General features: G+C 40.7%; 21 protein-coding genes. 11 read left to right on the top strand and 10 right to left on the bottom strand.

The features are described 5' to 3' along the window. Positions 1 to 8 precede the first annotated feature (8 nt). The 4 genes from QSE00_RS22690 (at position 9) to QSE00_RS22675 (ending at position 3,838) form a co-directional block, all read left to right on the top strand. Positions 9 to 773, top strand: coding sequence for a YHYH protein (locus QSE00_RS22690; protein WP_286107630.1), 765 nt, complete (start codon positions 9 to 11; stop codon positions 771 to 773). 36 nt (positions 774 to 809) lie between these two features. Beyond that, the gene (locus QSE00_RS22685; protein ID WP_286107629.1) at positions 810 to 1,385 is read left to right on the top strand and encodes a toxin-antitoxin system YwqK family antitoxin; all 576 of its coding nucleotides are present in this window, start codon (positions 810 to 812) and stop codon (positions 1,383 to 1,385) included. Next, a complete protein-coding gene (locus tag QSE00_RS22680; RefSeq protein WP_220020941.1) occupies positions 1,363 to 2,055 on the top strand; it encodes an SCO family protein in 693 nt (230 codons plus the stop codon). Before QSE00_RS22685 ends, QSE00_RS22680 begins: the two co-directional genes overlap by 23 nt. Positions 2,056 to 2,248: 193 nt before the next feature. Continuing rightward, entirely contained in the window at positions 2,249 to 3,838 is a 1,590-nt protein-coding gene (locus QSE00_RS22675; protein WP_110358375.1) for a sulfatase family protein, read from the top strand. 154 nt (positions 3,839 to 3,992) lie between these two features. Here QSE00_RS22675 and QSE00_RS22670 read toward each other — a convergent pair whose 3' ends face one another. The 4 genes from QSE00_RS22670 to QSE00_RS22655 all read right to left on the bottom strand — a co-directional run bounded on the left by QSE00_RS22670 (position 3,993) and on the right by QSE00_RS22655 (position 7,210). Continuing rightward, positions 3,993 to 4,718 carry a LytR/AlgR family response regulator transcription factor gene (locus QSE00_RS22670; RefSeq protein WP_110358376.1) on the bottom strand — a complete coding sequence of 242 codons (726 nt, stop codon included), beginning with the start codon at positions 4,716 to 4,718 and terminating at the stop codon, positions 3,993 to 3,995. Next, positions 4,699 to 5,760, bottom strand: coding sequence for a sensor histidine kinase (locus tag QSE00_RS22665; RefSeq protein ID WP_286107628.1), 1,062 nt, complete (start codon positions 5,758 to 5,760; stop codon positions 4,699 to 4,701). The genes QSE00_RS22670 and QSE00_RS22665 overlap by 20 nt, the downstream gene beginning before the upstream one ends. A gap of 8 nt (positions 5,761 to 5,768) precedes the next feature. Continuing rightward, complete coding sequence (locus QSE00_RS22660; RefSeq protein ID WP_286107627.1) at positions 5,769 to 6,113, bottom strand: DUF4907 domain-containing protein; 345 nt, start codon at positions 6,111 to 6,113, stop codon at positions 5,769 to 5,771. 80 nt (positions 6,114 to 6,193) lie between these two features. After that, positions 6,194 to 7,210 carry a Kelch repeat-containing protein gene (locus QSE00_RS22655; protein WP_286107626.1) on the bottom strand — a complete coding sequence of 339 codons (1,017 nt, stop codon included), beginning with the start codon at positions 7,208 to 7,210 and terminating at the stop codon, positions 6,194 to 6,196. Positions 7,211 to 7,430: 220 nt separating this feature from the next. Here QSE00_RS22655 and QSE00_RS22650 point away from each other — a divergent pair, with 220 nt between their 5' ends. Further along, positions 7,431 to 8,750 carry a DUF4270 family protein gene (locus QSE00_RS22650; protein ID WP_286107625.1) on the top strand — a complete coding sequence of 440 codons (1,320 nt, stop codon included), beginning with the start codon at positions 7,431 to 7,433 and terminating at the stop codon, positions 8,748 to 8,750. Beyond that, a complete protein-coding gene (locus QSE00_RS22645; protein WP_286107624.1) occupies positions 8,743 to 9,990 on the top strand; it encodes an OmpP1/FadL family transporter in 1,248 nt (415 codons plus the stop codon). Before QSE00_RS22650 ends, QSE00_RS22645 begins: the two co-directional genes overlap by 8 nt. A gap of 230 nt (positions 9,991 to 10,220) precedes the next feature. Here QSE00_RS22645 and QSE00_RS22640 read toward each other — a convergent pair whose 3' ends face one another. Genes QSE00_RS22640 through QSE00_RS22615 form a run of 6 tightly spaced genes read right to left on the bottom strand, consistent with a single transcriptional unit; the run spans position 10,221 to position 16,530 of the window. After that, positions 10,221 to 10,952: a LytR/AlgR family response regulator transcription factor gene (locus tag QSE00_RS22640; RefSeq protein ID WP_110358382.1), complete on the bottom strand. Its 732-nt coding sequence runs from the start codon at positions 10,950 to 10,952 to the stop codon at positions 10,221 to 10,223. A 5-nt stretch (positions 10,953 to 10,957) separates the two neighbouring features. Further along, positions 10,958 to 11,995 carry a sensor histidine kinase gene (locus QSE00_RS22635; protein ID WP_286107623.1) on the bottom strand — a complete coding sequence of 346 codons (1,038 nt, stop codon included), beginning with the start codon at positions 11,993 to 11,995 and terminating at the stop codon, positions 10,958 to 10,960. 11 nt (positions 11,996 to 12,006) lie between these two features. Next, a complete protein-coding gene (locus QSE00_RS22630; RefSeq protein WP_110358384.1) occupies positions 12,007 to 13,227 on the bottom strand; it encodes an ABC transporter permease in 1,221 nt (406 codons plus the stop codon). Between the two features lie 2 nt (positions 13,228 to 13,229). Further along, positions 13,230 to 13,973, bottom strand: coding sequence for an ABC transporter ATP-binding protein (locus tag QSE00_RS22625; protein WP_110358385.1), 744 nt, complete (start codon positions 13,971 to 13,973; stop codon positions 13,230 to 13,232). A gap of 6 nt (positions 13,974 to 13,979) precedes the next feature. Next, a complete protein-coding gene (locus QSE00_RS22620; protein WP_286107622.1) occupies positions 13,980 to 15,203 on the bottom strand; it encodes an efflux RND transporter periplasmic adaptor subunit in 1,224 nt (407 codons plus the stop codon). Further along, positions 15,193 to 16,530: a TolC family protein gene (locus tag QSE00_RS22615; RefSeq protein ID WP_286107621.1), complete on the bottom strand. Its 1,338-nt coding sequence runs from the start codon at positions 16,528 to 16,530 to the stop codon at positions 15,193 to 15,195. Before QSE00_RS22615 ends, QSE00_RS22620 begins: the two co-directional genes overlap by 11 nt. Positions 16,531 to 16,954: 424 nt before the next feature. Here QSE00_RS22615 and QSE00_RS22610 point away from each other — a divergent pair, with 424 nt between their 5' ends. The 5 genes from QSE00_RS22610 to QSE00_RS22590 all read left to right on the top strand — a co-directional run bounded on the left by QSE00_RS22610 (position 16,955) and on the right by QSE00_RS22590 (position 22,522). Further along, positions 16,955 to 17,917: a 2-dehydro-3-deoxygalactonokinase gene (locus tag QSE00_RS22610; RefSeq protein WP_286107620.1), complete on the top strand. Its 963-nt coding sequence runs from the start codon at positions 16,955 to 16,957 to the stop codon at positions 17,915 to 17,917. Then, positions 17,907 to 18,548 (top strand): bifunctional 4-hydroxy-2-oxoglutarate aldolase/2-dehydro-3-deoxy-phosphogluconate aldolase, encoded by a 642-nt coding sequence (locus QSE00_RS22605; RefSeq protein WP_286107619.1) that lies wholly within the window; start codon positions 17,907 to 17,909, stop codon positions 18,546 to 18,548. The genes QSE00_RS22610 and QSE00_RS22605 overlap by 11 nt, the downstream gene beginning before the upstream one ends. A 41-nt stretch (positions 18,549 to 18,589) precedes the next feature. Beyond that, positions 18,590 to 19,738, top strand: a complete 1,149-nt coding sequence (locus QSE00_RS22600) for a lactonase family protein (RefSeq protein ID WP_286107618.1) — start codon at positions 18,590 to 18,592, stop codon at positions 19,736 to 19,738. A 167-nt stretch (positions 19,739 to 19,905) separates the two neighbouring features. Further along, the gene (locus tag QSE00_RS22595) at positions 19,906 to 21,468 is read left to right on the top strand and encodes a sulfatase family protein (RefSeq protein WP_459076855.1); all 1,563 of its coding nucleotides are present in this window, start codon (positions 19,906 to 19,908) and stop codon (positions 21,466 to 21,468) included. 211 nt (positions 21,469 to 21,679) lie between these two features. Further along, positions 21,680 to 22,522: a phosphatase PAP2 family protein gene (locus QSE00_RS22590; RefSeq protein WP_286107617.1), complete on the top strand. Its 843-nt coding sequence runs from the start codon at positions 21,680 to 21,682 to the stop codon at positions 22,520 to 22,522. The last annotated feature ends 262 nt before the right edge of the window (positions 22,523 to 22,784 follow it).

Below are 22,784 nucleotides of genomic sequence, written 5' to 3'. Positions count from 1 at the left end.
CAATAGATATGAAAAAAGAAGGAAAATTGAAAAAAAATATGGCGGCCATGGCACTGGCTCTGGCCTTGCTATTAACAACCTTAATTGCCTGTAGTGCAGATAGTGCTTCCGATGAGGATACTGAAGAAACTGCGGTGACCGAATTGCACGCTGCATTTTCAGCATTCAATTCCGACGCCACCACAATTTTTTTGGACGGCTCCAATGTAGTTATAGAAACTACTGGTCTGCCCGACCATGAAACCGTGTATTGGGGAGAAGGCAATGCCCTTTATAAAGAGGAACCCGATGTGGATAGAACGCCAAGCATCATGTCCAGCAACAATAATGCCACCACAATTACAGTAGATGCCACTCCCAATTTAACGGGAAGTACCGTATCCACTCAGCTGAATACTATTGGTATTGCCGTAAGCGGGGCCTCCATCTTTAACGATCAGGAAGGAGGCGGCCCATTAAACCAAGCTGCAGCCAGTCTGGACTGGACGGGGGCCCATATAGGCCCTGGAGTATACCATTATCATTTGGAGCCCAAAGCCTTCACCGATGACGATGCGAATCTAGTGGGGATACTTTTGGACGGGGTTTTTCTTTATGGCAGAAAATGTACTTCCACCGGGACCTACCCAACAGATTTGGATTCCTCTGGAGGCCATACTACGGCAACCCAATATACAGATGGTGAAGAGGAGTACCACTATCACATCATCAATGAATTGTATTCAACAACAGGATCTTATTTGGCCTTTGCCGGTCCATATCAGGGATACTAAAAAAAAAGGACTAGGCGACCATTACTTTTATTAATTGTGACTGCCTTATCCCTTATAAACTGTAAAGACGCCAATGATATAAAAAGGGTGGAGGGGGATGCCATAGAAATTTACAATGTTGAGGTATTCAAACAGGATTTGGTCCTTAACCAAATTGAAGGCAAGTGGTATTACAAAAACCGGCCTTACAATGGGTATTCGTTGAAATTTCATCCAAATGATACTTTGGCCGAAAGATGGGGGTTTCTAAAAGGCAAAAGGGAAGGGGTGGCAAAAAGATGGTCTATAAACGGAGTGCTTAGGGTAGAGTCTACCTATCGTCAAAATAAGTTGGTGGGGGTGTACAAAAGCTGGTGGGAAAATGGGGTGTTGGCAGAAGAATCCCATTACGTTAATGGCCTAAAGCAAGGGGAAGAAAAACAATGGTATGCTACTGGGCAACTTTCCAAAGTTAGGCAATTGGTGAAGGGAAATGAGGAAGGATTGCAAAAGGCTTGGCTGCCCAATGGGAAATTATATGTTAATTATGAGGCCAAAAACGGACGCATTTTTGGAATGCTCAGGGCTAATTCATGTTATAAATTGGAAGATGAAGTTGTTGTTAGGGATTAAGAATAAGGGGTTGGTGTTGGTTTGTTGGTTGGCATTTTTTACTAGTTGCAAGAATCAAGTAAAAAAAGAGACTGTTGAAGTAGAGGAGACCAGTAGGGTGGAATATCTTCCCTACTATAGCGATGAATCCTTTACGCCATATTGGTTAACCCCCAATAGTGAAGAGGAAAAGAGTTTCCACAAAATTCCGGATTTCAGTTTGGTAAATCAATTGGGGGATACGGTCTCCCAAAAGACATTTGATAACAAAATCTATATAGCGGATTTCTTCTTTACGACCTGTCCCGGCATATGTTTAAAGATGACTGGGAATATGGTAAAGGTCCAGGAGGCATTTAAGGACGATCCGGAGGTATTGTTACTTTCACATTCGGTAACTCCCTCTATAGATGCTGTCCCCATACTTAAGAATTATGCTGAAAAAAACGGAGTAATAAATAATAAATGGCATTTGGTTACAGGGGACAAAACGGAAATTTACAACCTGGGAAGAAATCAATATTTTGTAGAGAACGATTTGGGGGTGCCAAAGGATATAAACGACTTTTTGCACACGGAAAACTTTTTATTGATAGATAAAAACAAACATATTAGGGGTATTTATAATGGGTTGAACAGGGCATCCATAGCCCAACTCATTACAGATATCAAAGCCTTAAAATTGGAATAGTTGATATACCCCTATTTGCTAAAATCCTGAAACTTGTATGGGAAATTTGGACAAGGATGTATTTTAAAGATGATATCTAGCAGATGAAAATAAGCAGTAATGGGATGATTTTATGGCCATAGTTTCAATGGAAGGACATATTCATTGGTTTTAAAGGCGAATTTTATTAATATTAAGCCCTAATAAATACCTAATGAAAATAAAATACTTTTTTGCCCTTATTCTTACAGTACTATTATTAACTACCTCAAGCTGTAAGAATAAGACTGAAGAAAAATCAGGGGTCCAGTCGGAAAGACCCAATATTCTTTTTATAATGTCCGATGACCATACGGCCCAAGCATGGGGGATTTATGGGGGAATTCTCAAGGATTATGTGCATAACCCAAATATAAAAAGATTGGCGGCCGAAGGCTGTGTGTTGGAGAATTGTTTGGTTTCCAATTCCATTTGTACTCCCAGTAGGGCAACGATACTTACAGGGCAGTACAGTCATATAAATGGGGTTACTACCCTGGGGGCAGGCTTATCCCCAAAGCACAATAATATTGCCAAGGAACTTCAAAAGGGAGGGTATGCCACCTCTATTATAGGGAAATGGCATTTAAAACAGGAACCGGCAGGATTTGATTATTATGCCGTTCTTCCAGGGCAGGGCGATTATTGGAACCCAAGATTAAAAACAGCGGACAATTGGGAAGATTATTATGGGGGCGGAAAGGTCGTAGAAGGTTTTAGTACCGATATTATTGCAGATAAAACCATGGAATGGATAGAAAATAGGGACAAATCCAAACCCTTTATGGCCATGTGCCATTTTAAGGCCACACACGAACCTTATGATTACCCTGAACGGTTTAGCCATTTGTATCGCGATGAGGAAATTCCAGTACCGGATTCTTTTTATGATCAAGGAGCGGAAACTACTGGGCGGGTCTTTAAAGGACAATCCATAGACAACCTTCAAAAACGGTATTTGGCCGCCACTGCCGATCCATCATTGAGAAAGGATTATATGGACTATCCGGAATTGCCCTTTTCGGTTGAGGGCTTGAGTGCCGATGAGGCACGGATGAAGACCTATCAGAAATTTGTAAAGGATTTTATGCGCTGCGGAGCTGCCATTGATGACAATATAGGTAGGTTGTTGGACTATTTGGAAAAATCCGGATTGGCAGAAAACACCATAGTAATCTATACTGCCGATCAGGGATATTTTTTAGGGGAGCACGGTTGGTTCGACAAACGTTTAATTTATGAGGAATCCATTCATATGCCTTTTGTAATAAGGTATCCAAAGGAGATTCCAGCTGGCACCCGAAATACCGATATTATTGAAAATGCCGATTTCTCCGCCCTGTTCGCCGATTATGCGGGAATTGAATATCCAGAAACCATGCAAGGCCACAGTTTTCGTGAGAACCTAAAGGGAAATACCCCTACGGATTGGCGCAAGCATGGTTACTACAGGTATTGGGACCATTCCAAGGATCGCCCAGGCCATTTCGGAATTCGAGGGGAGCGCTACAAGCTGGCGTTTTATTATGGAAACGGACTCAAAGTAAACGGGTATACCAAGGAAGAACAACCAGATAAATATTGGGAGTTTTTCGATTTGGAAAAGGACCCCAATGAACTTCATAATGCATATAACGATTCCGAATATCGGGATGTTATTTCCGGAATGAAAGCCGAAATACTGAAACAAAGGGAATTACTGGGCGATCTTGACGAAGGCAATGAGGAAATACATCAAATTATCGCTGATCATTGGGAAAGTTAGAAAAACAAATGCTCCACAATAAGAAAGAATTGGGCAATAACGATTATAAGTAATAGGGTAGCAAGGAAGAAATACACCCATTTTTCATTCATTCTGTCAACAGGAAACTTGTAACGTGTAAACCGCTTATCCCCATTCTTGACGATCAGGCCTGTTACAATCCCAAAAACGCGAAGAATTGGGTCTTATGGCTTTCTCCGATTGGGATTCGGGTATCGTTGATTACAATCCGGTTCCTTTGTATGGTCTTGATGACATTAACGTTCACTACAAAAGATTTATGAACCCGAATAAATTGGTTTTGGGGTAGCTTGTCCAAAAGGTCCTTAAAGCTTAGAAGTGTCAAGATGGTCTTGTTGGTACCTTTAATATGAATCTTTAAATAATCTTTGAGGCCTTGAATGTATTCTATATCGTCCAGGTTTATTTTGATGTTCTCGTGTTCGGATTTTACAAAAATGAACCTTTGGGTATCCCCCTGTCCTCCAATTGAAGGAAAAATATTGCCCTCCTTGGGTTGTACCTTCTGAGCCAAAATTTCTTTGGATCGTGAGATGGCCTTTATAAATCTATGGTAAGGAATCGGTTTAACCAAGTAATCTACGGCGTTAAGTTCAAATCCTTCTACGGCATAATGTGCATAGGCGGTAGTAAAAATAAATAAGGGCCTGTTTTCCAAAGCGCTTATAAATTCCAGCCCACTTATTTGCGGCATTTCAATGTCACAAAAAATTACATCAACTTTCTTTTCCTTAATAATTTTAATGGCATCCAAAGGATTGGTAAAAGTGCCTACTACTTCGGTAAAATCTATTTTTTTGCAATAGTCTGCCAAAACATCTATAGCCAAGGGCTCATCATCAATGATTATGCAATTCATAGTTTTTTAAATTTAGAGTTAAGTTTACCTCATAGGTCTTTCCATCGTCATTGATCAACAAAACATGGGAATGCGGGTACAAATAGTTCAATCTATTTTTAACGTTTTCCAGCCCCACGCCGCTACTTCCAGACTTTGCTTTAAATGCCCCAATTTTGTTGGTCACCTGTAGATTTATGGACTTATTGTTTATGGAAAGGTTTATTTTAACATAGGTTTTGCCGTTGTAATCGGTTCCGTATTTGAAGGCATTTTCAATAAAGGAAATGAACAGAAGGGGAGGGACAAATTTTCCCTTCTCCTCGCCCGATATTTTTAGGGTTACATTTTCACAATTGGCCGTTCGAAGCCGTTGCAATGATACGTAACTTTTTATGTATTCCAGTTCCTTGTTTAAGGGTACATGGGCCTTATTGGCCTCGTATAACATATATCGCATAAGTTCCGATAAGTTAATGATTGCCTCTGGGGTGTCTAAGGATTGTTTTACCGAAAGCGAATAGATAGTGTTTAAGGAATTAAAGAAAAAATGTGGGTTTAATTGGGTCTTTAAAAATTGGAGCTCGGACTGTATTTTTTCCTTTTCTACCAATTTCCGAAGATCTTCATTGGTTTGCCATTCCGTATACAGCTTTAGCATAGTGCTAAAAATATGGGGAATGGCAAAGATAACAGTAGTCATCAGTGTAAATCGAATTACCCTTAAACTGCTTTCCCTTGGGGGGCGTAAATGCATTCCCCTTGGAACAAAGTCATCCGGAGGAACCGGAGGGAATGTGACAGTTGTAAAAAAGGCAATGGACAAAAGCAATAGTATGGATATAATGATATAGGTCCATCTATGACCTTTTAGCAAAAATTTGGGCACTAGATAATAATAATTGAAGTAAAAAAGTGCTACGGCAATTAATAATTTGGCGGCAAGACCATAGGTAAGGTTCCTGGTCCCGGCAAAAAAGGGATAAAACAATATACCGGACAGTGTACACCATAACAGTGTGTGAACAAGCCATTGCGGAATATTTTTCTTATCAAGAACCATATACTTCCCTAGTAAATATTAAATTCTGGAATCTCCAATTCCTTCAATTCGGAAAATGTCAAAATTGGATCTTCCTTATTTTGTAATTTACGAATAATCTTATCGGCAGCACGTTGAGCGTCCTCTGCGGTTGCGAATGGCTTTTTTCCTGGAAGTACAGGAATGTATTCCTGCCGTATAAGTACCCTGTTATCTAATTTTATTTGATAACCATAACCATTTTCCAAATTCAATATTTCTGAATGGAGCAACAAGTTACCTTCCGTTGCACCGATGGTGTAATTGGAAAAGCCCAAAAATAGAAGTCCGGATAAGATTGCCATAAAAACATATACTACTAATATTCTTTTCATCTATTTTTTCAATTTTAAAAGAGCTATGCTAAACAGCACAGCTCTTTTTGCTAATCAATAAGTAAACCTAATTAAAAACACTAATCTTCGTCGTCGTATTCGTCAAATGGCAAGAACTCCTCCAAATCATCCAAATACAGACTTCCTGTACGGCCAAGGCCTATAAATGACCGTACGTTATTGGAGAATACCACGGCGTCCTGTCTGGAGGTTCTTTCAAAACTTGTTTTGGATTCCCAAGAATCTGTACTAGGGTCATATTCCCAGATAGATTGTAAGGTGCCGCCATAGGTTCCTGTGGCAATATATCCATAGTCATTTAGGGTAAAACCTACCGCATTGCTGCGCACAATGGTATAATCATCATCTTCATCCAAATCCAATTTTTGTGTCCAACTTTCTGTACTGGCGTCAAAAGCCCAAAAATCATTCAAATAAATGCCATTGGATACCCCTGTTCCCATATAAACCGTTTCACCTATGGTAAAAGTAGTGGCAGCCCTTCTTTTATCCCCGCCAAAGCCTACCAACTCCGACCAGCTATCGCTGTTGGGATCGTATTTCCAGAAGTCCTTACGGTCGTTGTCCCCGTCAAAACCAGTGCCGAAATAGCCATAGCCGTTTATTCCAAAGGCGACAGCACTTCGCCTAGGGGTAGAGGGGAATGTTGCAATTTCTGTCCATGTATTACTGGCAGGGTCGTAAGAATAAAAATCGGACAGTTCGTCCAATCCATCGTAACCAGAACCTATATATCCCTTGTCATTGATGGCAAAACCTACTGCGGCATTCCTTGCAGTACCCGGAAAATCGGCTTTTTGGGACCAGTAATCACCATCCATATTATAGGACCAGAATGAGGTAAGATAATCATCTCCGTCATAACCCACACCGCTATAGCCAATGTTACCAATGGTGAAATAGGCACTGCCACTACGTGGACTTCCATCAAAAACGGATTTGTCCGTCCAGTTGCCCAAGTCATCCTCATCGTCATCGTCATTGGAACAACTAGCCATTAAACAAAGTGTTACGCTGGCCATCGTTATCATTTTAATGTGGTTTATCCTTCCCTTCATGTTATAAATGTATTTCATCAGTTATTTTTTTTTCAAAACTAGATGGCGAACCCGGTGTTTGAAACTTAAATAGATAAAGGCACCCATTTAACATATGTAAACGGGTATTTTATCTACCAATGGTAGAGGGTATTTAATAGCTAAAATTCGCCTTTTGGTCTTATAAGTCAATGGGTTGGTCTATTGGGGTTTCCGAGCTAGGGAAACGCTTTTACTTTTGACTTTAAATAATAATCGAATGAAACAACTCCTTGGATTTTTTGCTTTGCTGATATTAATGGACTCCTGTAGCACGGATGCTATTAATGATTCCGACTTTGTAGCGGGCGGGACATTTACAGACAGTAATATTCGGGTGGTGCAAATAGATACCATGAAGGTGGAGACATACACCATGAAGTTTGATAGCCTTATAACTTCCCAGGCCTCCCGCATGTTGGTCGGTAAATATATAGACCCGGTCTTTGGGGCCGTAAAAAGTTCCAGTTATGTAGAATTATTGCCCAATAGCTATTCTATAGATTCCGAGGCAGAATACGATAGTATCGCCTTCTTTTTGAAGTATGACAATTACTATTATAACGACACCCTAAAAAACAATACCATCCATATTAAGGAATTAAGTGAGCTTTTAAAGCCGGCGGATGGGAGCGATTTTTACAATAGCAGCAAGGTGGGGTTTTTTGAGGAAGATTTGGGATCTGTAACCTTTGTCCCAAGACCCTTGGGAACCGATTCGTTATATATTAAATTGAATGACTCCTTGGGGTTGGATCTTTTTGAACAGTTCCAACAAAAGAATATTACCAATACCGAGGAATTTAAGGACTACTTTCACGGGGTTGCCTTTCAGCCCGGGGACGATGACGATGGTTCTATAGTAGGTTTCAATTTTACGACCAGTACAATGAGATTGTATTATAGTATTTCTGAAGAGAATAGTCGTACTCAATATACTACCGATTTTGTAATAAACACGACCAGTAGTCCAATACCATTCTTTAATCAGATGTCGGTGGTGGAAACCAACGAAACCCTAAAGACCCTAGTGGATGGGGAAGTGGTCCTAAACAGTTCCGAATTGGATAACCAAAGTTTTATACAGTCCGGTATAGGGTATACGACCAAAATAGAATTTCCGAATTTAAAAACCCTGTTCGATATTCAGGGTCAGGGTACCTTGTTGAATGCTGTTCTTAAAATAAGACCGGTTTTGGGGTCCTATAATGATGAACTGGCACTTAGGGACAACCTATCACTTTTTATAGTAGACCAGAACAACGATTTAACCGAACAATTGGTGGGGGTGGATAATGCAGCGGTACAAGCCACTTTAAACCGTGATGGCCAAGAATTCAATGATATTTATTATGAAATACCCCTGACCACCTACATAGAAGGTTTATTGCTACGGGAAAGGGAAACGGAAGATGCAATTATTCTTTTGCCAGAAAATTACAATAGTACTGTAGACCGTTTTGTTTTAATGGGAAAAGAAGGCCCTGATCAAGGTGTGAAATTGGAACTTACCTATGCAATATATGATGAAGATGAATAAACTATCCCTATTTGCCCTATTTTTAATAATCTTATCCACAATTCCTCTTTTGGGCCAATCCGAGGGCCTCACAAGTTCACCCTATTCACTATACGGTCTCGGCGTAATAAATCAGACCAGTATTGGGCGGACCAATGGGATGGGATATTCTGGGATTGCTTTGAAGTCGGACACGGAAATAAATAATTTAAATCCTGCCAATTTTGCGTTAACACCCCAAAATTCCTTTTTTTATGATGTGGGTATTAGGGGAAAGCACAACATTTATAGCAACAGGATAAACGACGAGGCAAAAACTTCGTTCAACTTTTCCAACCTGGCTCTCGCTTTCCGGATAGCGGACAATCTTGGAGCTGGTATTGCCCTGGTACCTTATACCGATGTAGGATATACTTTGATAGGCGTGAAAACCAATATTGAGGGATCTGAAGAATCCTTTGAAAGTAATGTAAGTGGTCTTGGAGGGATGAGCGATTTTAAACTTAACCTAGGATATGGAATTACTGATAAATTAAGATTTGGAGCCAGTTTCTCCATATTGTTTGGGAAGATTGAGGAGGAGGAGTCCTTTGGGCTTTACAATAGTAGTTTTGTCTCCACAGAGGATACCAATTACAACGGCCTCCGTTTTGGTCTTGGGCTGCAATACGATCTTTCGAACAAAATCACTATTGGAAGTACGGTACAACTTCCAACAAATTTAAAAGGTAGTGTAAGGCGCTCTGTAATAAAAAGTCTGGACGGTGTAGAATTGGACGTGGAAGAAGATGAAAGTGATGTTGTGGCAGATTTCAATATGCCATTGGAATTGGGGTTGGGGCTAAGCACTAACTTTTTAAAATCCTTTACCTTAAATGCCGATTATAAAAAAAATTACTGGAGTGATACCGGGCAGACCGAGAATATCGGGACATACGTAGATCAGGATATCTATGCGGTTGGTTTGGAATACGTAAAAAATGCTGCCAGTTATAAATTTAGCCAGCGTATTCGTTATAGGACTGGTTTTAACTACGACACAGGATATTTATCCATTAACGATCAAATAATAGACGGCTATAATTTTACGGCCGGGATTGGGCTTCCAATTGGCCGTGGTAATAATTCCATGCTCAATTTGTCCTATTCCTACGGTTCCACAGGACTGATAGAAAATATACTCGTCAAGGAAAATTACCATGTACTTACCCTGAATTTGAGTTTGGAGGACCTGTGGTTTAAAAAACGAAAAACCGACTAATGCCAGTTCTTAATGAAGTTTTAATAAGGTGCGTTCGGTTTAAATGAAATATACATATCGGATTTTGAACAAATTGAGATAAATGGGTTACGATCTCCCTGAGCACAGGCGAGAGGTTTTATCTAATTAGAACTTTAAAATCAGGGGTCTAGGGCCGATCCCGGACCAATTTTATTTTTAGGGAAACTAGGAAGTGGAATTGCATCCATAAAGATTTCAAAGTAAAAAAATCAATCCAAACTATTTTTGGCAATGTAATCCAAAAATTCAGGTTTATAATTTTCCGAAACCGTAATACGTTGGTTTCCGATTATGATCTGACTGCGTTCTATAACATCTATGGCTTGTAAGGAAACAATGAAAGAGCGATGTACACGCATAAACTTATCCTTTGGAAGTTCTTGCTCCAAGCTTTTGAGATTCATTAAGGTTAAGATGGCCTTAGGCTGACCTTTAAGCCAAATTTTGATATAGTCTTTCAAACCTTCAAAATACAGCACCTCATCCAGATTGATCTTTAGTTGCTTGTATTCGGATTTAACGAAGAGGAACTTTTTGTCGGCAGAGGTAGTTTCCTTGACGCTACCCTTTACTAGGGCAAACCAGTCTTTGGCCTTGGTGGCAGCGATTACAAACTCCTCGTAGTCGAAGGGCTTTAGCAAATAGTCCAAAGCTTCAACCTTATAACCTTCAAGGGCATACTCACTAAAGGCTGTTGTAAAGATGACACGGGTACTTTTGGGGATTAGTTTGGATAATCCAATCCCAGTGAGGTCCGGCATTTGTATGTCCAAAAAAAGTAGGTCAACTTTCTCCTTCTCAAGATATCTTAAGGCCTCTATGGCACTGTCGCATTTGGTTTTGAGCTCCAGGAACGGCGTTTTTTGAACGTACCCCTCTATGAGTTGCAATGCCATGGGTTCATCGTCTACAACTATACAGCTTATTTTATTTGGGTTCATTTCAATTAGATTTCAAGTGTTAGCACAGCAGTAAAGATTTCGTCCTTGACTTGATAAACGAAGCTATGGCTATCTGGGTATAACAATTGCAGTCTTTTTCTTAGGTTTTCCAACCCAATGCCAGAACCGCTTTTATCCGAATCGTTTTTGGGGAGATTTTGGTTTTGTGCAGTAAAGACAAGAAAGGTATCCGTTATTTCCATCTTAAAGGACAAGGAGGCCTCACTACTGGCAGGAATACCATGTTTAAAGGCATTTTCCACCAAGGTAATGAATAATAACGGTACCACTTTAATATTTGGCGGAACGGTGGGAAAGGAATACGATATAGTAATCTTATTGGAAAACCTCAGTTTCATAAGTTCTATATACTGCGTCATAAAGTCGATTTCCTTTTGCAGCGCAACTTTCTCGGTATCCGTATCGTACAGCAGGTACCGCATTAATTTGCCCAAACTGTGGATTGTCTTTTTTGCAGTGCTAGGGGAACTATCTACCAAGGCATAAATGTTGTTGAGGGAGTTAAAGAAAAAATGTGGCTGCAATTGATATTTTAAGTGCTGAATCTCTGCCTGCAATTTTATAGTCTGTGCCTCTTTGCGTTCGTTCTCGGATTTGAACCAGCGTTCTGTGGTTTTTAGGGCTACGGAAAATACAATAGGCACCATTGATGCGATCATGTCCACATAAAGAAACAAATTTTTCGGTGGCCCTTTGTCGTTGTTGCGGTTAGGGAGGAGCTGGTCCATTAGAAAGCCCTTTAGTTCATGGTTGGTAAAAACGAAAAAGGCAATTATGGCAAAATTGATCAATATGAACGGTAAGGTTTTATTCTTAAAAAGAAACCTGTCTATAAGATAAAGATAATTGAGGTAAAAAATAACGGCATAAAAGCACAGGGGAATCCATGAGTGTATCAGGGTACGATTAAAGATTTTTTCCTGATCCTGTCCCACAGAAAGCAAATAGGGTAAACCTATTAATATTGCCCATGTTAAAAGATGGAGTAAAGGGATTAAATTCTTTTTTTTATTCAGTATCATCTACTTTGTTCTTATTCATATCGCAATGCAGTAATCGGGTCTAGAGCTGCTGCCTTTCTTGCCGGATACCATCCAAAAAATATTCCAGTAACGGCACAAACGGCAAAGGAAATTATGATGGAGTATAATGCAACCTCGGTGGGCCAATGTAAGAATTTTTCAATAAACACGGTCGAACCAAGCCCTAGGATTACGCCTAAAAGTCCCCCAGTGATGCTTATTAAAATGGCTTCGATCAAAAACTGCATTAAAATATCCGATCCCTTCCCGCCTACGGCCATACGGAGCCCAATTTCTTTGGTGCGTTCCTTGACCGAAACATACATGATGTTCATGATGCCAATACCTCCGATCAGTAGGGATATACCTGCTACCGCAACCAAAAGAATAGTGAGCATTTCACTGGTTGCACTAAATGTGGAAATTAATTCTTCCATAGAACGCACATGAAAATCATCGTCTTCGTTATCGGTCAATTTATGTTGTGACCGTAAAATTTCCGTTACTTGGGTTACGGCATCCGGAGCATCCTCCTCACTAACGGCAGAGGCAATGACCTGATTTAAATGGTCAATGGCCAAAATACGCTTTTGTACCGTGGTATAGGGAGCAATAACCACATCATCCTGATCCTGGCCAAAGGTGTTTTCCCCTTTTTCTTCCAATACCCCGATTACTTTAAACGGAATACTGTTAAAGCGGATCATTTTGCCGACTGGGTCCCCACCATCTGGAAAAATATTATCCACAACGGTCTGGCCTATCAAAACTACTTTGGAGGCCGTTTGCACTTCTGCATCGGTAAACATACTGCCGCTCTGCAGTTCTATCACCTTAATATTTAGATAGTCGGGATTTACTCCATAAATAGAAGAAGGCCAGTTGTTGGAGCCGTTAATAACTTGGCCGTTCCCGTTTACCACTGGCGTTATATAAGTTAATAGATCTGCCTGTTGCTCAATAGCCTTATAGTCGTCAAGAGTTAAAGATTCCATGACGCTCCGTTCCTGTCTTACCCCTCCTCGCATATCTGCACCTGGACTAATGGTGATCATGTTGGAGCCCATACTGGAAATAGTACTGCGAATACTTTCCTTGGAACCTTCCCCAATGGCCAACATGGCAATTACCGCAGCTACCCCTATAATGATACCCAACATGGTAAGTAAGGTTCTGGCCTTGTTCAGAATAATGGCATTAAAGGCTATTTTGAATAAATTTAGTAGTCTCATATTTAATGGTCTTCTACTGGTAATAAGGCTAATTCAGTAGCCGCTGATTGAATTTCTTTATTGAGGTAGTCCTTAATGATGTTACCATCTTTCAAGACAATGGTTCTGCTACTAAAGGTAGCTATGTCCGGCTCATGGGTAACAAAAACGATGGTAATACCTTTTTCGTTCAATTCTTGAAATAAGGACATAATTTCGTAAGAGGTACGAGTGTCCAAGTTTCCGGTGGCCTCATCCGCCAAGATCATTACAGGTTTGTTGACCAATGACCTTGCAATGGCCACCCTTTGTTGTTGTCCTCCGGAAAGTTGTGAAGGTGTATGGTCCATGCGATCGCCCAAACCTACCATTTTCAAGGCTTTAATAGCGCGGTCTTTACGTTCTTCCGTGGATACCTTACTGTTGTACAAAAGGGGCAATTCCACATTTTCCAATGCTGAGGTCCTGGCCAGCAGATTATAGGATTGGAAAATAAACCCAATTTTTTCATTACGTATCGTTGCCAATTCATTTTTACTTAAGTTCCTTACCGCTAATCCATCAATGTCATAAGTGCCAGATGTGGGTTGGTCCAAACAGCCCAAAATATTCAATAAGGTACTTTTGCCAGAACCACTGGATCCCATTATGGTAACAAATTCACCTTCTTTGATAGATAGCGAAATGCCCTTCAATGCGTGGACGGTTTCGTTGCCCATGGTAAACTCGCGTTTCAGATCTTCAATTTTGATAATCTCTTTACTCATGGCTGCTTACTTTTTTTTATTTCCTCCCGGTCTTTGCGGCATAAACGGACTTTCACTTGCGCCCTCTGGTCCTGCAAGTTCTTGGTTGCTCTGGGTTTTTAAACTATATACCAGTTGGTCACCTTCGTCGATACCGCTTAAAATTTGCACGTTGACCCCATCACTGGCTCCCAAAATGACCTTTTTAGGTGAAATGATCCCATTTTCGCCAAGTACCCAAACCCTAGTGCCATTTCCCTCATCTGGTTTTGGTTGTCTTTTTGTTGGTTCAACGGTTAAATTTAGTTGCTCATTATAGGCCATCATCACTGGGGGTGAAGGTTTAAAATTGATGGCTTTGGCTTCGGCAGTCAGGACATTTTTTAACTCCAAAGTATAAATGGAAATGGTGGCAGTAAGACCAGGTTTTAATTTTAAATCCGGATTATCCGCTTTTATGACTACCGTGTAAGTAACTACGTTTGAAGTTACGGTTGGGTCCAAACGTATCTGGGTTACGGTTCCTTCAAACGTTTCCCCTAAATAGGCATCCACTGTAAAAGTTACCCTTTGGCCATCTTTTACGCCACCTATATCCGCCTCATCAACATCTGCCTCTACCTGCATTTCCTTTAAATCCTGGGCAATGGTAAATAGGGTTGGGGTACTAAAGCTTGCCGCAACCGTTTGTCCTTCGTCTATGGCCCTGGAAAGTACTACACCATCTATGGGCGAATAAATATCGGCATAGCTTAGATTGGTTCTGGCCCTTTCAAGGTCGGATAGGCGTTGGGTCACCGTGCCTTTTGCCGTTTCAAAATTAAATTGGGAGTCGTCAAAATCCGACTTACTGATCACCTGATTGTCATAAAGTGTTTTTTGACGTTTGTAGATGGTCTGCATGTAGTTCCTTTGGCTCACTGCGTTATCATAAGCTGCCTGTGCCTGGGTAAGTGCAGCCCTAAGGTTTGTTTTATCCAATTCGGCTATGAGTTGTCCTTCGGTGACCACACTGTTGTAATCCACATATATTTTTTCCACTACCCCGGAGACCTGTGTACCTACTTCCACTTGGGTAATAGGTTCTACGGTACCTGTTGCCGTAACCATGGTGGTAACCTCACCTTTTTTGGCCGTAATGGTCTTGGCTTCTATTGCAGCACTGTTATCGTCTTTTATAAAGCTGTAAGCTACAATAGCTAGTATTACTATTGCAAGGCTGCCGAATATGATTCTTTTTTTAGTTTTCATTAGATTGGATTTTAATGTCGTTTCCCTGATAAAATTGAAGTAATTGGTTGTATAGCAGGCTAAGGTATTTGGTCTGGATATAATTTTGTTCCGTATTGGTATAGGTGTTCTGGCTTAAGATAAGGTCCGTAGTGCTCAGAGCTCCCAATTCATATTGTTTTTGTGCCAGCCTGAAGGATTCTTTTGCTGCATTTCTGGCCATATCTGCCGCTTCCATTTCACTTTGGGAGGTAATGGCATTTTGCCAGGCTGTTTCTATTTTTTTGTATAGGTCTTTTTCTTCCTGGGCCAGTTCCAATTTGGCCATATCAATATTGATTTTGGCCGTTTGCACCTCGGATTTGGTCTTGTTCCTATTAAAAATGGGGACGTTCAGGGACAATCCCAATCTTTGGTTGAAATTCAGGTCCAGTTGATCGGTGAAATTATAATCCTGGGTGGAGGTGTAGCCAGAACCGAGACTTCCCGTTAAGGAGAGGGTGGGCAGGTAGCCTCCTTTGGCAATGTCCAAATCTTTTTCGGAGAGTGAAACATTGATCTTGCCTGCATTTATTTCCGGAAGATTTTCCAAGGCTTCGGAATAGACTTCATTTAGGTCGGGGACTACGTCTAGGATAATTTCATCTGTATCTACAATCTCAAAATTAGTGTTGGGCGGCAATTCCAATTGCTGTTTTAACGTTAAAAGCTGCAGCGCATAATCGTTTTTTGTATTTATAAGAAGGTACCGGTTTGTGGCGGTTTGCGATTGGGCATCGGTATATTCCTTTATGGCAATGGAACCGGCATCCAATCTGGCTTTGGCCCTCTCTTCTTCCTTTTGTGATACCTCAAGGTTGTTTTCAGCGATCAATATATTCTCTTTGGCATATAGCAATTGAATATAACTTTCCGTAATGCTCAAAGTTATATTGTTCTTGGCCTCTTCTTCATAAAGGGAATATTGATCAATAAGCAGCTTCCCCTGTTTTATCTGATTGTTGATCTGGTTCCCCTGGAAAAGGGTTAGCTGGGAGTTCAATCCTAGACTGGTTGAATTGATCTGTTGGGAAACAAAATCGCTAGTGATGGGGTCTATGGAATTCCCGTTAGTGAAATTCTGGGAGGCATTGCCATTTAAGTTCGGTAATCTTAAGGATTTCGTTGCCAGATAGTTGGCTTCTGTAATGTTCTTGGACAATTTGGCTTGCTTTACACTTATGTTGTTCTCTAGAGCGTAGTTAATACACGCTTCCAAAGTCCAAACTTTTTGGACAGAATCAATCGTTGTTTGCCCTTTTGCAAACTGAACTGCAATAAGGATTGTTAATACAATATATTTTTTCATGGCTTTTAACCTTTCAAATGAAAATTCATGTCAAATTTCCTGCTAAGGGCGCCAAGAATTAAATGAAATAGATTGAAACGCGGATTCTATATACCAATCCCCAAATTTTATCGATGATTTTTTTGGTTCCGCGCTTCTCCTGACATTTTTATTGTGGTTTGGGCTATTGAGGGGAGAGATTTACATTGGAGTATCCCGGACATCAAAATGTTAGCGGATAATTTGTGCCGATACTTATTTTGCTTCCAATTTATATTTTAAGGATGGAAATAATTAATGTATTTTTCGGAGATATTGGAATCTTGGGAACAATACCCAATTTCATTTTTTTATTTACCAGCCACACAAACGGATAACAACCAGAGGCATGGGAGTGGATTTTCAATAAGTTCATCTAATTAAAAATTAGCATAACGTACGCCTTATGACAAACATGGGACTACCCGAAAAATTTATCAGCTGCGATTGGGGAACCTCCAATTTTAGACTCCGTTTGGTGGATACCCATTCATTAAGGGTAATTTCCGAAATTGGGACCGATCTTGGGATTAAAAAGTGTTATCAATTATTTACAGCGCAAAGTGTGCGGTCCCAGGAATCCCATTTTGCCGATTATTTGTTGGCGCAACTGGGAAAGTGGGGTTTGAACGGGTTGGAAGACTATCATTTGGTGGCTTCTGGAATGCTGTCCTCCTCCATAGGAATGCGGGAATTGGAGTACTGTCAACTGCCCTTGGCCTTTAGTGGGGAAGACCTAATTAGCAAATGGATATCGATCAATAATAAATTAAACATTCTCTTAATTACCGGAGCCAGAACAGATCGCGATGTGATGAGAGGTGAGGAAATTCAGGCTATTGGGCTATCCGATTACCTTCCTAGGGATGAAAAGGGGGTTCTGTTGTTGCCCGGTACCCACAGCAAGCATATCCATTTTGATGCTGGGAGATATATAGATTTCACTACCTATATGACAGGCGAGTTATTTGAGGTTTTAGGCAAGCACAGTATTTTGTCGGCTTCGGTGGAGGAAGCAGGATGGAACCCGTCATTTATGGATGTTTTTGTGGAAGGTGTTAAAAAAGGCGTTGCCAACCAACAGATGGCCTCACTTTTTTCCATAAGGGCAAATAGTTTGATACATAAAATTTCCAGTAGGGAAAACTATTTCTATTTATCGGGATTGTTAATTGGGTCCGAGTTGGGCCACTTGAGGGAAAAGAACGAAACCGTATACCTTGCAGTTGCCGGAATTCAGAACGAATTGTACCAACTGGCTTTGAAATCGTTCCTGCCTTTGGAGCGAATTGTTTGTTTTGATCCACAAATTATAGAAACGGCCTTATTGGTTGGCCAGCGAAAAATTTTAGAAACACATGTTAAATAAAGAATCATTTTCTTGGGAACTATACAATAGGGCCCCCATTGTGGGTATTGTAAGAGGAGTATCCATGGAGGTCATACGTGATATAGCCAAGGCATATCTCAAGGCGGGACTGCACACCATTGAAATAACCATGAATACCGCTGGGGCCACCGAGATGATTTCCAAACTAAGGAGTGAATTCAATGATCTAAATGTGGGTGCGGGTACGGTCTGCAATATGGAAGAATATGAAAAGGCCGTGGCTGCGGGAGCCCAGTTTATTGTGACCCCGATTATAGATGAGGTCGTTATTAAAACGGCTGTGGCAAAAGGGGTGCCAATTTTTCCAGGGGCCTATTCTCCAACCGAAATTTACAGGGCGTGGAGCTTAGGGGCATCTGCTGTAAAAATATTCCCGGCCACCCAGCTTGGGGTTCAATTTATAAGGGATATTTCCGGTCCACTTAACAGTATTAAGCTTTTACCTACGGGGGGAGTCTCCTTGGAGAATATCAGATCTTTTTTTGAGGCTGGTGTTGTGGGCGTAGGAATGGGCAGTTCGCTCTTCAATAAAAAGTTGATAAGGGAAAGGGATTTTGAAGGTCTGGCCGTTCATTTTTCCAAAATAAGGGCAGAAGTAAAGGGCTTTTAAATTCAATTGGATATATTTAACAAAATCAATTCCATTTTGTCATGAAACGATCTTCAAATTATTTAATGTTTATTATTTTATCGATGCTAGTGGTAGGGTGTAAAAATCAACCCAAAAAGGCCAATTTGACGGCCGATCAACAAGAAATCGAGAAAGAAGGCCTAAAACTCTTGGTCGGTACTTTTGCCGAAGGGGAGGAACAAGGTATTTATCAACTCGACTTTAATACGGAAACAGGAGAACTTTCCAATCGTCGACATGTAGCCAAAGAGAACAAGCCAGGCTATTTATACCTATCAAAAGATGGGGAGAGAGTCTATTCTTCAAATGGGACCAAACCAGGGAGTGTTTCGGCATTCCAATGGAACAAAGATAAAACCGCCCTGACCAGAGTGGCCAATCTCCCCAGTAAAGGGGATGGGGCCTGTTATGTAGGGGTAAGCCCCGATGAAAACCTTCTTGCTGCTGCAAATTATAGTTCTGGAAGTATAGTGCTATATCCCATTGATAAAAAGGGGGTAGTGTTGGATGCTCCTCAAGGAATACAACATTCGGGAAGTGGTCCACACCCCAACCAAAATTCAGCCCACGCACACTGTGTTCAATTTTCTAAGAATGGAAAATTTTTATATGCCGTAGATCTAGGCATTGATCAGGTTTTGACCTATCCCATAAATTCGGAAAAGAAATTGGACAAGGCGAAAGTAGGGCTGCAATTGGACCCCGGGGATGGTCCCAGACACCTAGTTTTCCACCCAACAGAAAACAGGGTGTTTGTTATTAATGAACTTTCCAGCACCGTTGTTTCTGCATCTGTGGATCAAGAGACTGGAGTGTTTACAAAAATTGATAAAAAGAGTACGCTTCCAGATGATTACCAAGAATTCAACGCCTGTGCCGATATTCATATTAGTAAGGACGGAAAGTTTCTATATGCTTCCAATAGGGGGCATAATAGTATAGCTGTTTATTCTGTATCTGAAAGTGGGAATTTAAAGCTTCTAACGATAGAATCTGTGCAAGGGGATTGGCCTCGGAATTTTACCCTGTCGCCAGATGGAAGATATTTATTGGTGGCCAATCAAAAATCGAATAGCATAACTGTTTTTAAAGTGGATCAAAAGACAGGACTCCTTGAATTTACTGGAAATGAAATAGCTGTTTCACAACCTGTATGTTTAAAGTTCTAGAAAACAATTCGCCTATCATGACAGATCTCCAAACGTAATCAATTTGATCTTTCGACGTTTCATTGGGCATGAAATAAAAGTATTCAAAAAGGTACGAATCAATAATATATGGGTTCTGTAATATGGGTTTATGATAACCAAAATCATTAAAATTAATTAATAGAAAAATGGAAATTATTAAAAGGAATTTGTTCCAGGCAACCATGATGGTGTTGCTTTTGGTGGGGTGTAAATCCAAGGAAGAGAAAGTAGTCATTGCAGATGAAACCACTAAGAAGCCCAATATTGTATTTATTTATATGGATGATCTTGGCTATGGCGATATGAGTGCCTATGGGGCCACCGAGATCAGTACCCCCAATATGGATGCTTTAGCTCAAGGGGGTATACAGTTTACCAATGGCTATGCATCCTCAGCCACTTGCACCCCAAGTAGGTATGCTATTTTAACCGGTAGGTATCCTTGGCGGAACAAAGATGCTAAAATATTACCGGGAACTGCTCCCTTGATTATAGATACTACCCAAATGACGGTGCCCAAAATGTTGCAGGGAGAAGGTTATACCACCGGAATTGTGGGGAAATGGCATTTGGGACTTGGAAGCGGAAATGTGAATTGGAATGAAAGGGTGTCACCTGGTCCCAATGAAGTTGGATTTGATTATTCCTATATTTTGGCTGCAACCCAAGATAGGGTACCTACTGTGTACATTGCGGATGGTTATGTAGATGGCTTGGACCCCAATGATCCCATAGAAGTTAGTTATAAGGAAAATTTTGAAGGGGAACCAACTGGTTTGGACAATCCGGAACTGACTACCATGAAGTGGCACCATGGTCATAACAACAGTATAGTAAATGGAGTGCCGAGAATTGGTTATATGAAAGGGGGGGAGGCTGCCAAATGGAGCGATGTGGACATGGCCGATCATTTTTTGGCCAAGGCCCAACAGTATGTAAAAGAACATAAAAGCAAACCTTTCTTTTTGTATTATGCCCTGCAACAGCCACATGTACCACGTACACCACACCCACGTTTTGCCGGAAAATCGGGAATGGGCCCAAGGGGCGATGTTATTTTGGAGGCCGATTGGATGATAGGTGAATTTATGAAAACCCTGGAAGACGAAGGAATCCTAGAGAATACTTTGATCGTCTTCTCAAGTGATAATGGTCCAGTGGTCAATGACGGCTACTATGACGACTCCGTAGAAAAATTGGGCAATCATACCCCTTCCGGAATTTTAAGAGGTGGTAAATATAGTTTGTTCGATGCAGGCACTAGGGTGCCATTTATCACCTATTGGAAAGGTACAATAGCGCCAGGTAAATCCGATGCCCTGGTGTGTCAGATAGATTTGCTTACCTCAATGGCCACCTTGGTGGGTAGTGATAAGAAAGGTGAGGATAGTGAAGATCTTTTGGAGGTATTTATGGGAAAATCCAAGGACGGAAGGAAAGAGTTGGTATTGGAAGCCACCTCCAGAACGGCCTTCAGAAAAGGTAATTGGGCTATGATTCCACCTTACAAGGGGCCTGCAGTTATTAAGTCGGTCAATATAGAAATTGGAAATTCAAAGGAATATCAGCTGTATGATTTGGAAAAAGACCCAAGTCAAAAAACGAACTTGGCTAAATCCAATCCTGAAAAACTTCAGGAATTAATTGCGGACTTTGAAAAAATAAGAGGTAATTCCAATAACGGCATTCAAGATCTGGAACTCAAATAAGATGTTCCAATAAGGATCGACTAGAGGAAATAAATTGGTTCTGTCCTAGGACTATAATAGGAAGAAATAGGGGAATGGTCGAACCATTTTAATGGCAGAGGTGGTTTCGGCATATAACAAATATCTACATATTTAGCTATAAGAGATATACTAAAATTTAGGACTAAATCCTTAATTGGTTATTTTTGCCATGAACAACACCAGGGTTTTAATGAATTTTAAATTCCATTTTTTAGTTTTTATCCCTATCTTTTTATTGGGTTTTCCTGTGCTAAAGGCACAAACCCAAGCACTGGATACCATCAGTTCTTGGGAAATGCTGGCCTATGATGGGGCAAGTGCCTTTGGAGGGTTAAAACATGCTTACTCCAGACCTTTTCACTGGAAAAAGGACGATTTTATAACTGCCGGGGCTATTCTCTTGGGAACAGGGGCGCTATATGCGTTTGACGAAGATAGTTCGGATTGGTTTCGGAGGCAGGAAGAGGATGTTCCTGGGGTATTAAAGGAGACAGGTTATTACCTTGGGAAACCATTGTACAATTATTCCATTAACGGAGGAGTGTATCTAATTGGGCTTTTCACAAAGAATGAAAAATTCAGAAAAACCGGGGTGCTCTTAATTTCATCGGCCACTGCGGTAGGATTAATCCAAACTGTGAGTAAAACTTTTGTAGGTCGGGCAAGACCTATCGCCAGTGAAGGAAAGGGAAGCTTCAATCCATTCAGTAACGAGGCCCACTATCACAGTTTCCCTTCCGGGCACACTATATTGGCATTTACTACATTCTATGCCATTGGCAAGCAATTTAAAAATCCTTGGGCCAAAGGCGGATTATACGCTTTGGGGTTGCTATCTCCGGTTACCAGGCTTTGGAGTGGCGCCCATTGGCTTACAGATGTAGCTTTGAGTGTGGCAGTAAGTGTAGTGGTAGTGGATTCAATAGATAAATACCTAAACAAGGAGCGGTATCCCGGTGTTATGTCAAAGGACAAAATTAGTTGGAGACTACAGGTGGGTCCTGGAACCATAGGCCTAAGAGGTTCATTCTAGTTGTTTAATAAATGAACTCCTTTTTACTTTACTATTCTTCATTTAGGCAATAGTGGCTGGGTAAATAACCGATAAAGGGGAAGTGGGCGTTTACGCCCTTCCCCTTTAATGATTTTTAATAGGTCCTTCTTTTAACTATTTTAACGTGAGTTCGACTTAAGAAATGGGTGTTTTATATTGCAGGAAAAGCAGAAAATTGGTATATTTAAGTTATTGACATTCAAATATTTAACCAATTATCTGCTTATGATTTCTACCGATA

It is taken from the genome of Arenibacter flavimaris (assembly GCF_030291335.1).
GTDB lineage: Bacteria > Bacteroidota > Bacteroidia > Flavobacteriales > Flavobacteriaceae > Arenibacter.
The sequence above is the reverse complement of the archived record's forward strand: the minus strand, read 5'-3'. Positions and strand labels throughout refer to the sequence as shown.

Bases quoted from the DNA above. Each gene is read 5' to 3' on its own strand.
- QSE00_RS22690 (WP_286107630.1), top strand. From the start codon at position 9: ATGAAAAAAGAAGGAAAATTGAAAAAAAATATGGCGGCCATGGCACTG.
- QSE00_RS22620 (WP_286107622.1), bottom strand. From the start codon at position 15,203: ATGAAAACTAAAAAAAGAATCATATTCGGCAGCCTTGCAATAGTAATA.
- QSE00_RS22625 (WP_110358385.1), bottom strand. From the start codon at position 13,973: ATGAGTAAAGAGATTATCAAAATTGAAGATCTGAAACGCGAGTTTACC.
- QSE00_RS22660 (WP_286107627.1), bottom strand. From the start codon at position 6,113: ATGAAAAGAATATTAGTAGTATATGTTTTTATGGCAATCTTATCCGGA.
- QSE00_RS22605 (WP_286107619.1), top strand. From the start codon at position 17,907: ATGTTAAATAAAGAATCATTTTCTTGGGAACTATACAATAGGGCCCCC.
- QSE00_RS22615 (WP_286107621.1), bottom strand. From the start codon at position 16,530: ATGAAAAAATATATTGTATTAACAATCCTTATTGCAGTTCAGTTTGCA.
- QSE00_RS22680 (WP_220020941.1), top strand. From the start codon at position 1,363: ATGAAGTTGTTGTTAGGGATTAAGAATAAGGGGTTGGTGTTGGTTTGT.
- QSE00_RS22675 (WP_110358375.1), top strand. From the start codon at position 2,249: ATGAAAATAAAATACTTTTTTGCCCTTATTCTTACAGTACTATTATTA.
- QSE00_RS22600 (WP_286107618.1), top strand. From the start codon at position 18,590: ATGAAACGATCTTCAAATTATTTAATGTTTATTATTTTATCGATGCTA.
- QSE00_RS22655 (WP_286107626.1), bottom strand. From the start codon at position 7,210: ATGAAATACATTTATAACATGAAGGGAAGGATAAACCACATTAAAATG.
- QSE00_RS22650 (WP_286107625.1), top strand. From the start codon at position 7,431: ATGAAACAACTCCTTGGATTTTTTGCTTTGCTGATATTAATGGACTCC.
- QSE00_RS22630 (WP_110358384.1), bottom strand. From the start codon at position 13,227: ATGAGACTACTAAATTTATTCAAAATAGCCTTTAATGCCATTATTCTG.
- QSE00_RS22645 (WP_286107624.1), top strand. From the start codon at position 8,743: ATGAATAAACTATCCCTATTTGCCCTATTTTTAATAATCTTATCCACA.
- QSE00_RS22610 (WP_286107620.1), top strand. From the start codon at position 16,955: ATGACAAACATGGGACTACCCGAAAAATTTATCAGCTGCGATTGGGGA.
- QSE00_RS22670 (WP_110358376.1), bottom strand. From the start codon at position 4,718: ATGAATTGCATAATCATTGATGATGAGCCCTTGGCTATAGATGTTTTG.
- QSE00_RS22665 (WP_286107628.1), bottom strand. From the start codon at position 5,760: ATGGTTCTTGATAAGAAAAATATTCCGCAATGGCTTGTTCACACACTG.
- QSE00_RS22635 (WP_286107623.1), bottom strand. From the start codon at position 11,995: ATGATACTGAATAAAAAAAAGAATTTAATCCCTTTACTCCATCTTTTA.
- QSE00_RS22640 (WP_110358382.1), bottom strand. From the start codon at position 10,952: ATGAACCCAAATAAAATAAGCTGTATAGTTGTAGACGATGAACCCATG.
- QSE00_RS22590 (WP_286107617.1), top strand. From the start codon at position 21,680: ATGAATTTTAAATTCCATTTTTTAGTTTTTATCCCTATCTTTTTATTG.
- QSE00_RS22595 (WP_459076855.1), top strand. From the start codon at position 19,906: ATGGAAATTATTAAAAGGAATTTGTTCCAGGCAACCATGATGGTGTTG.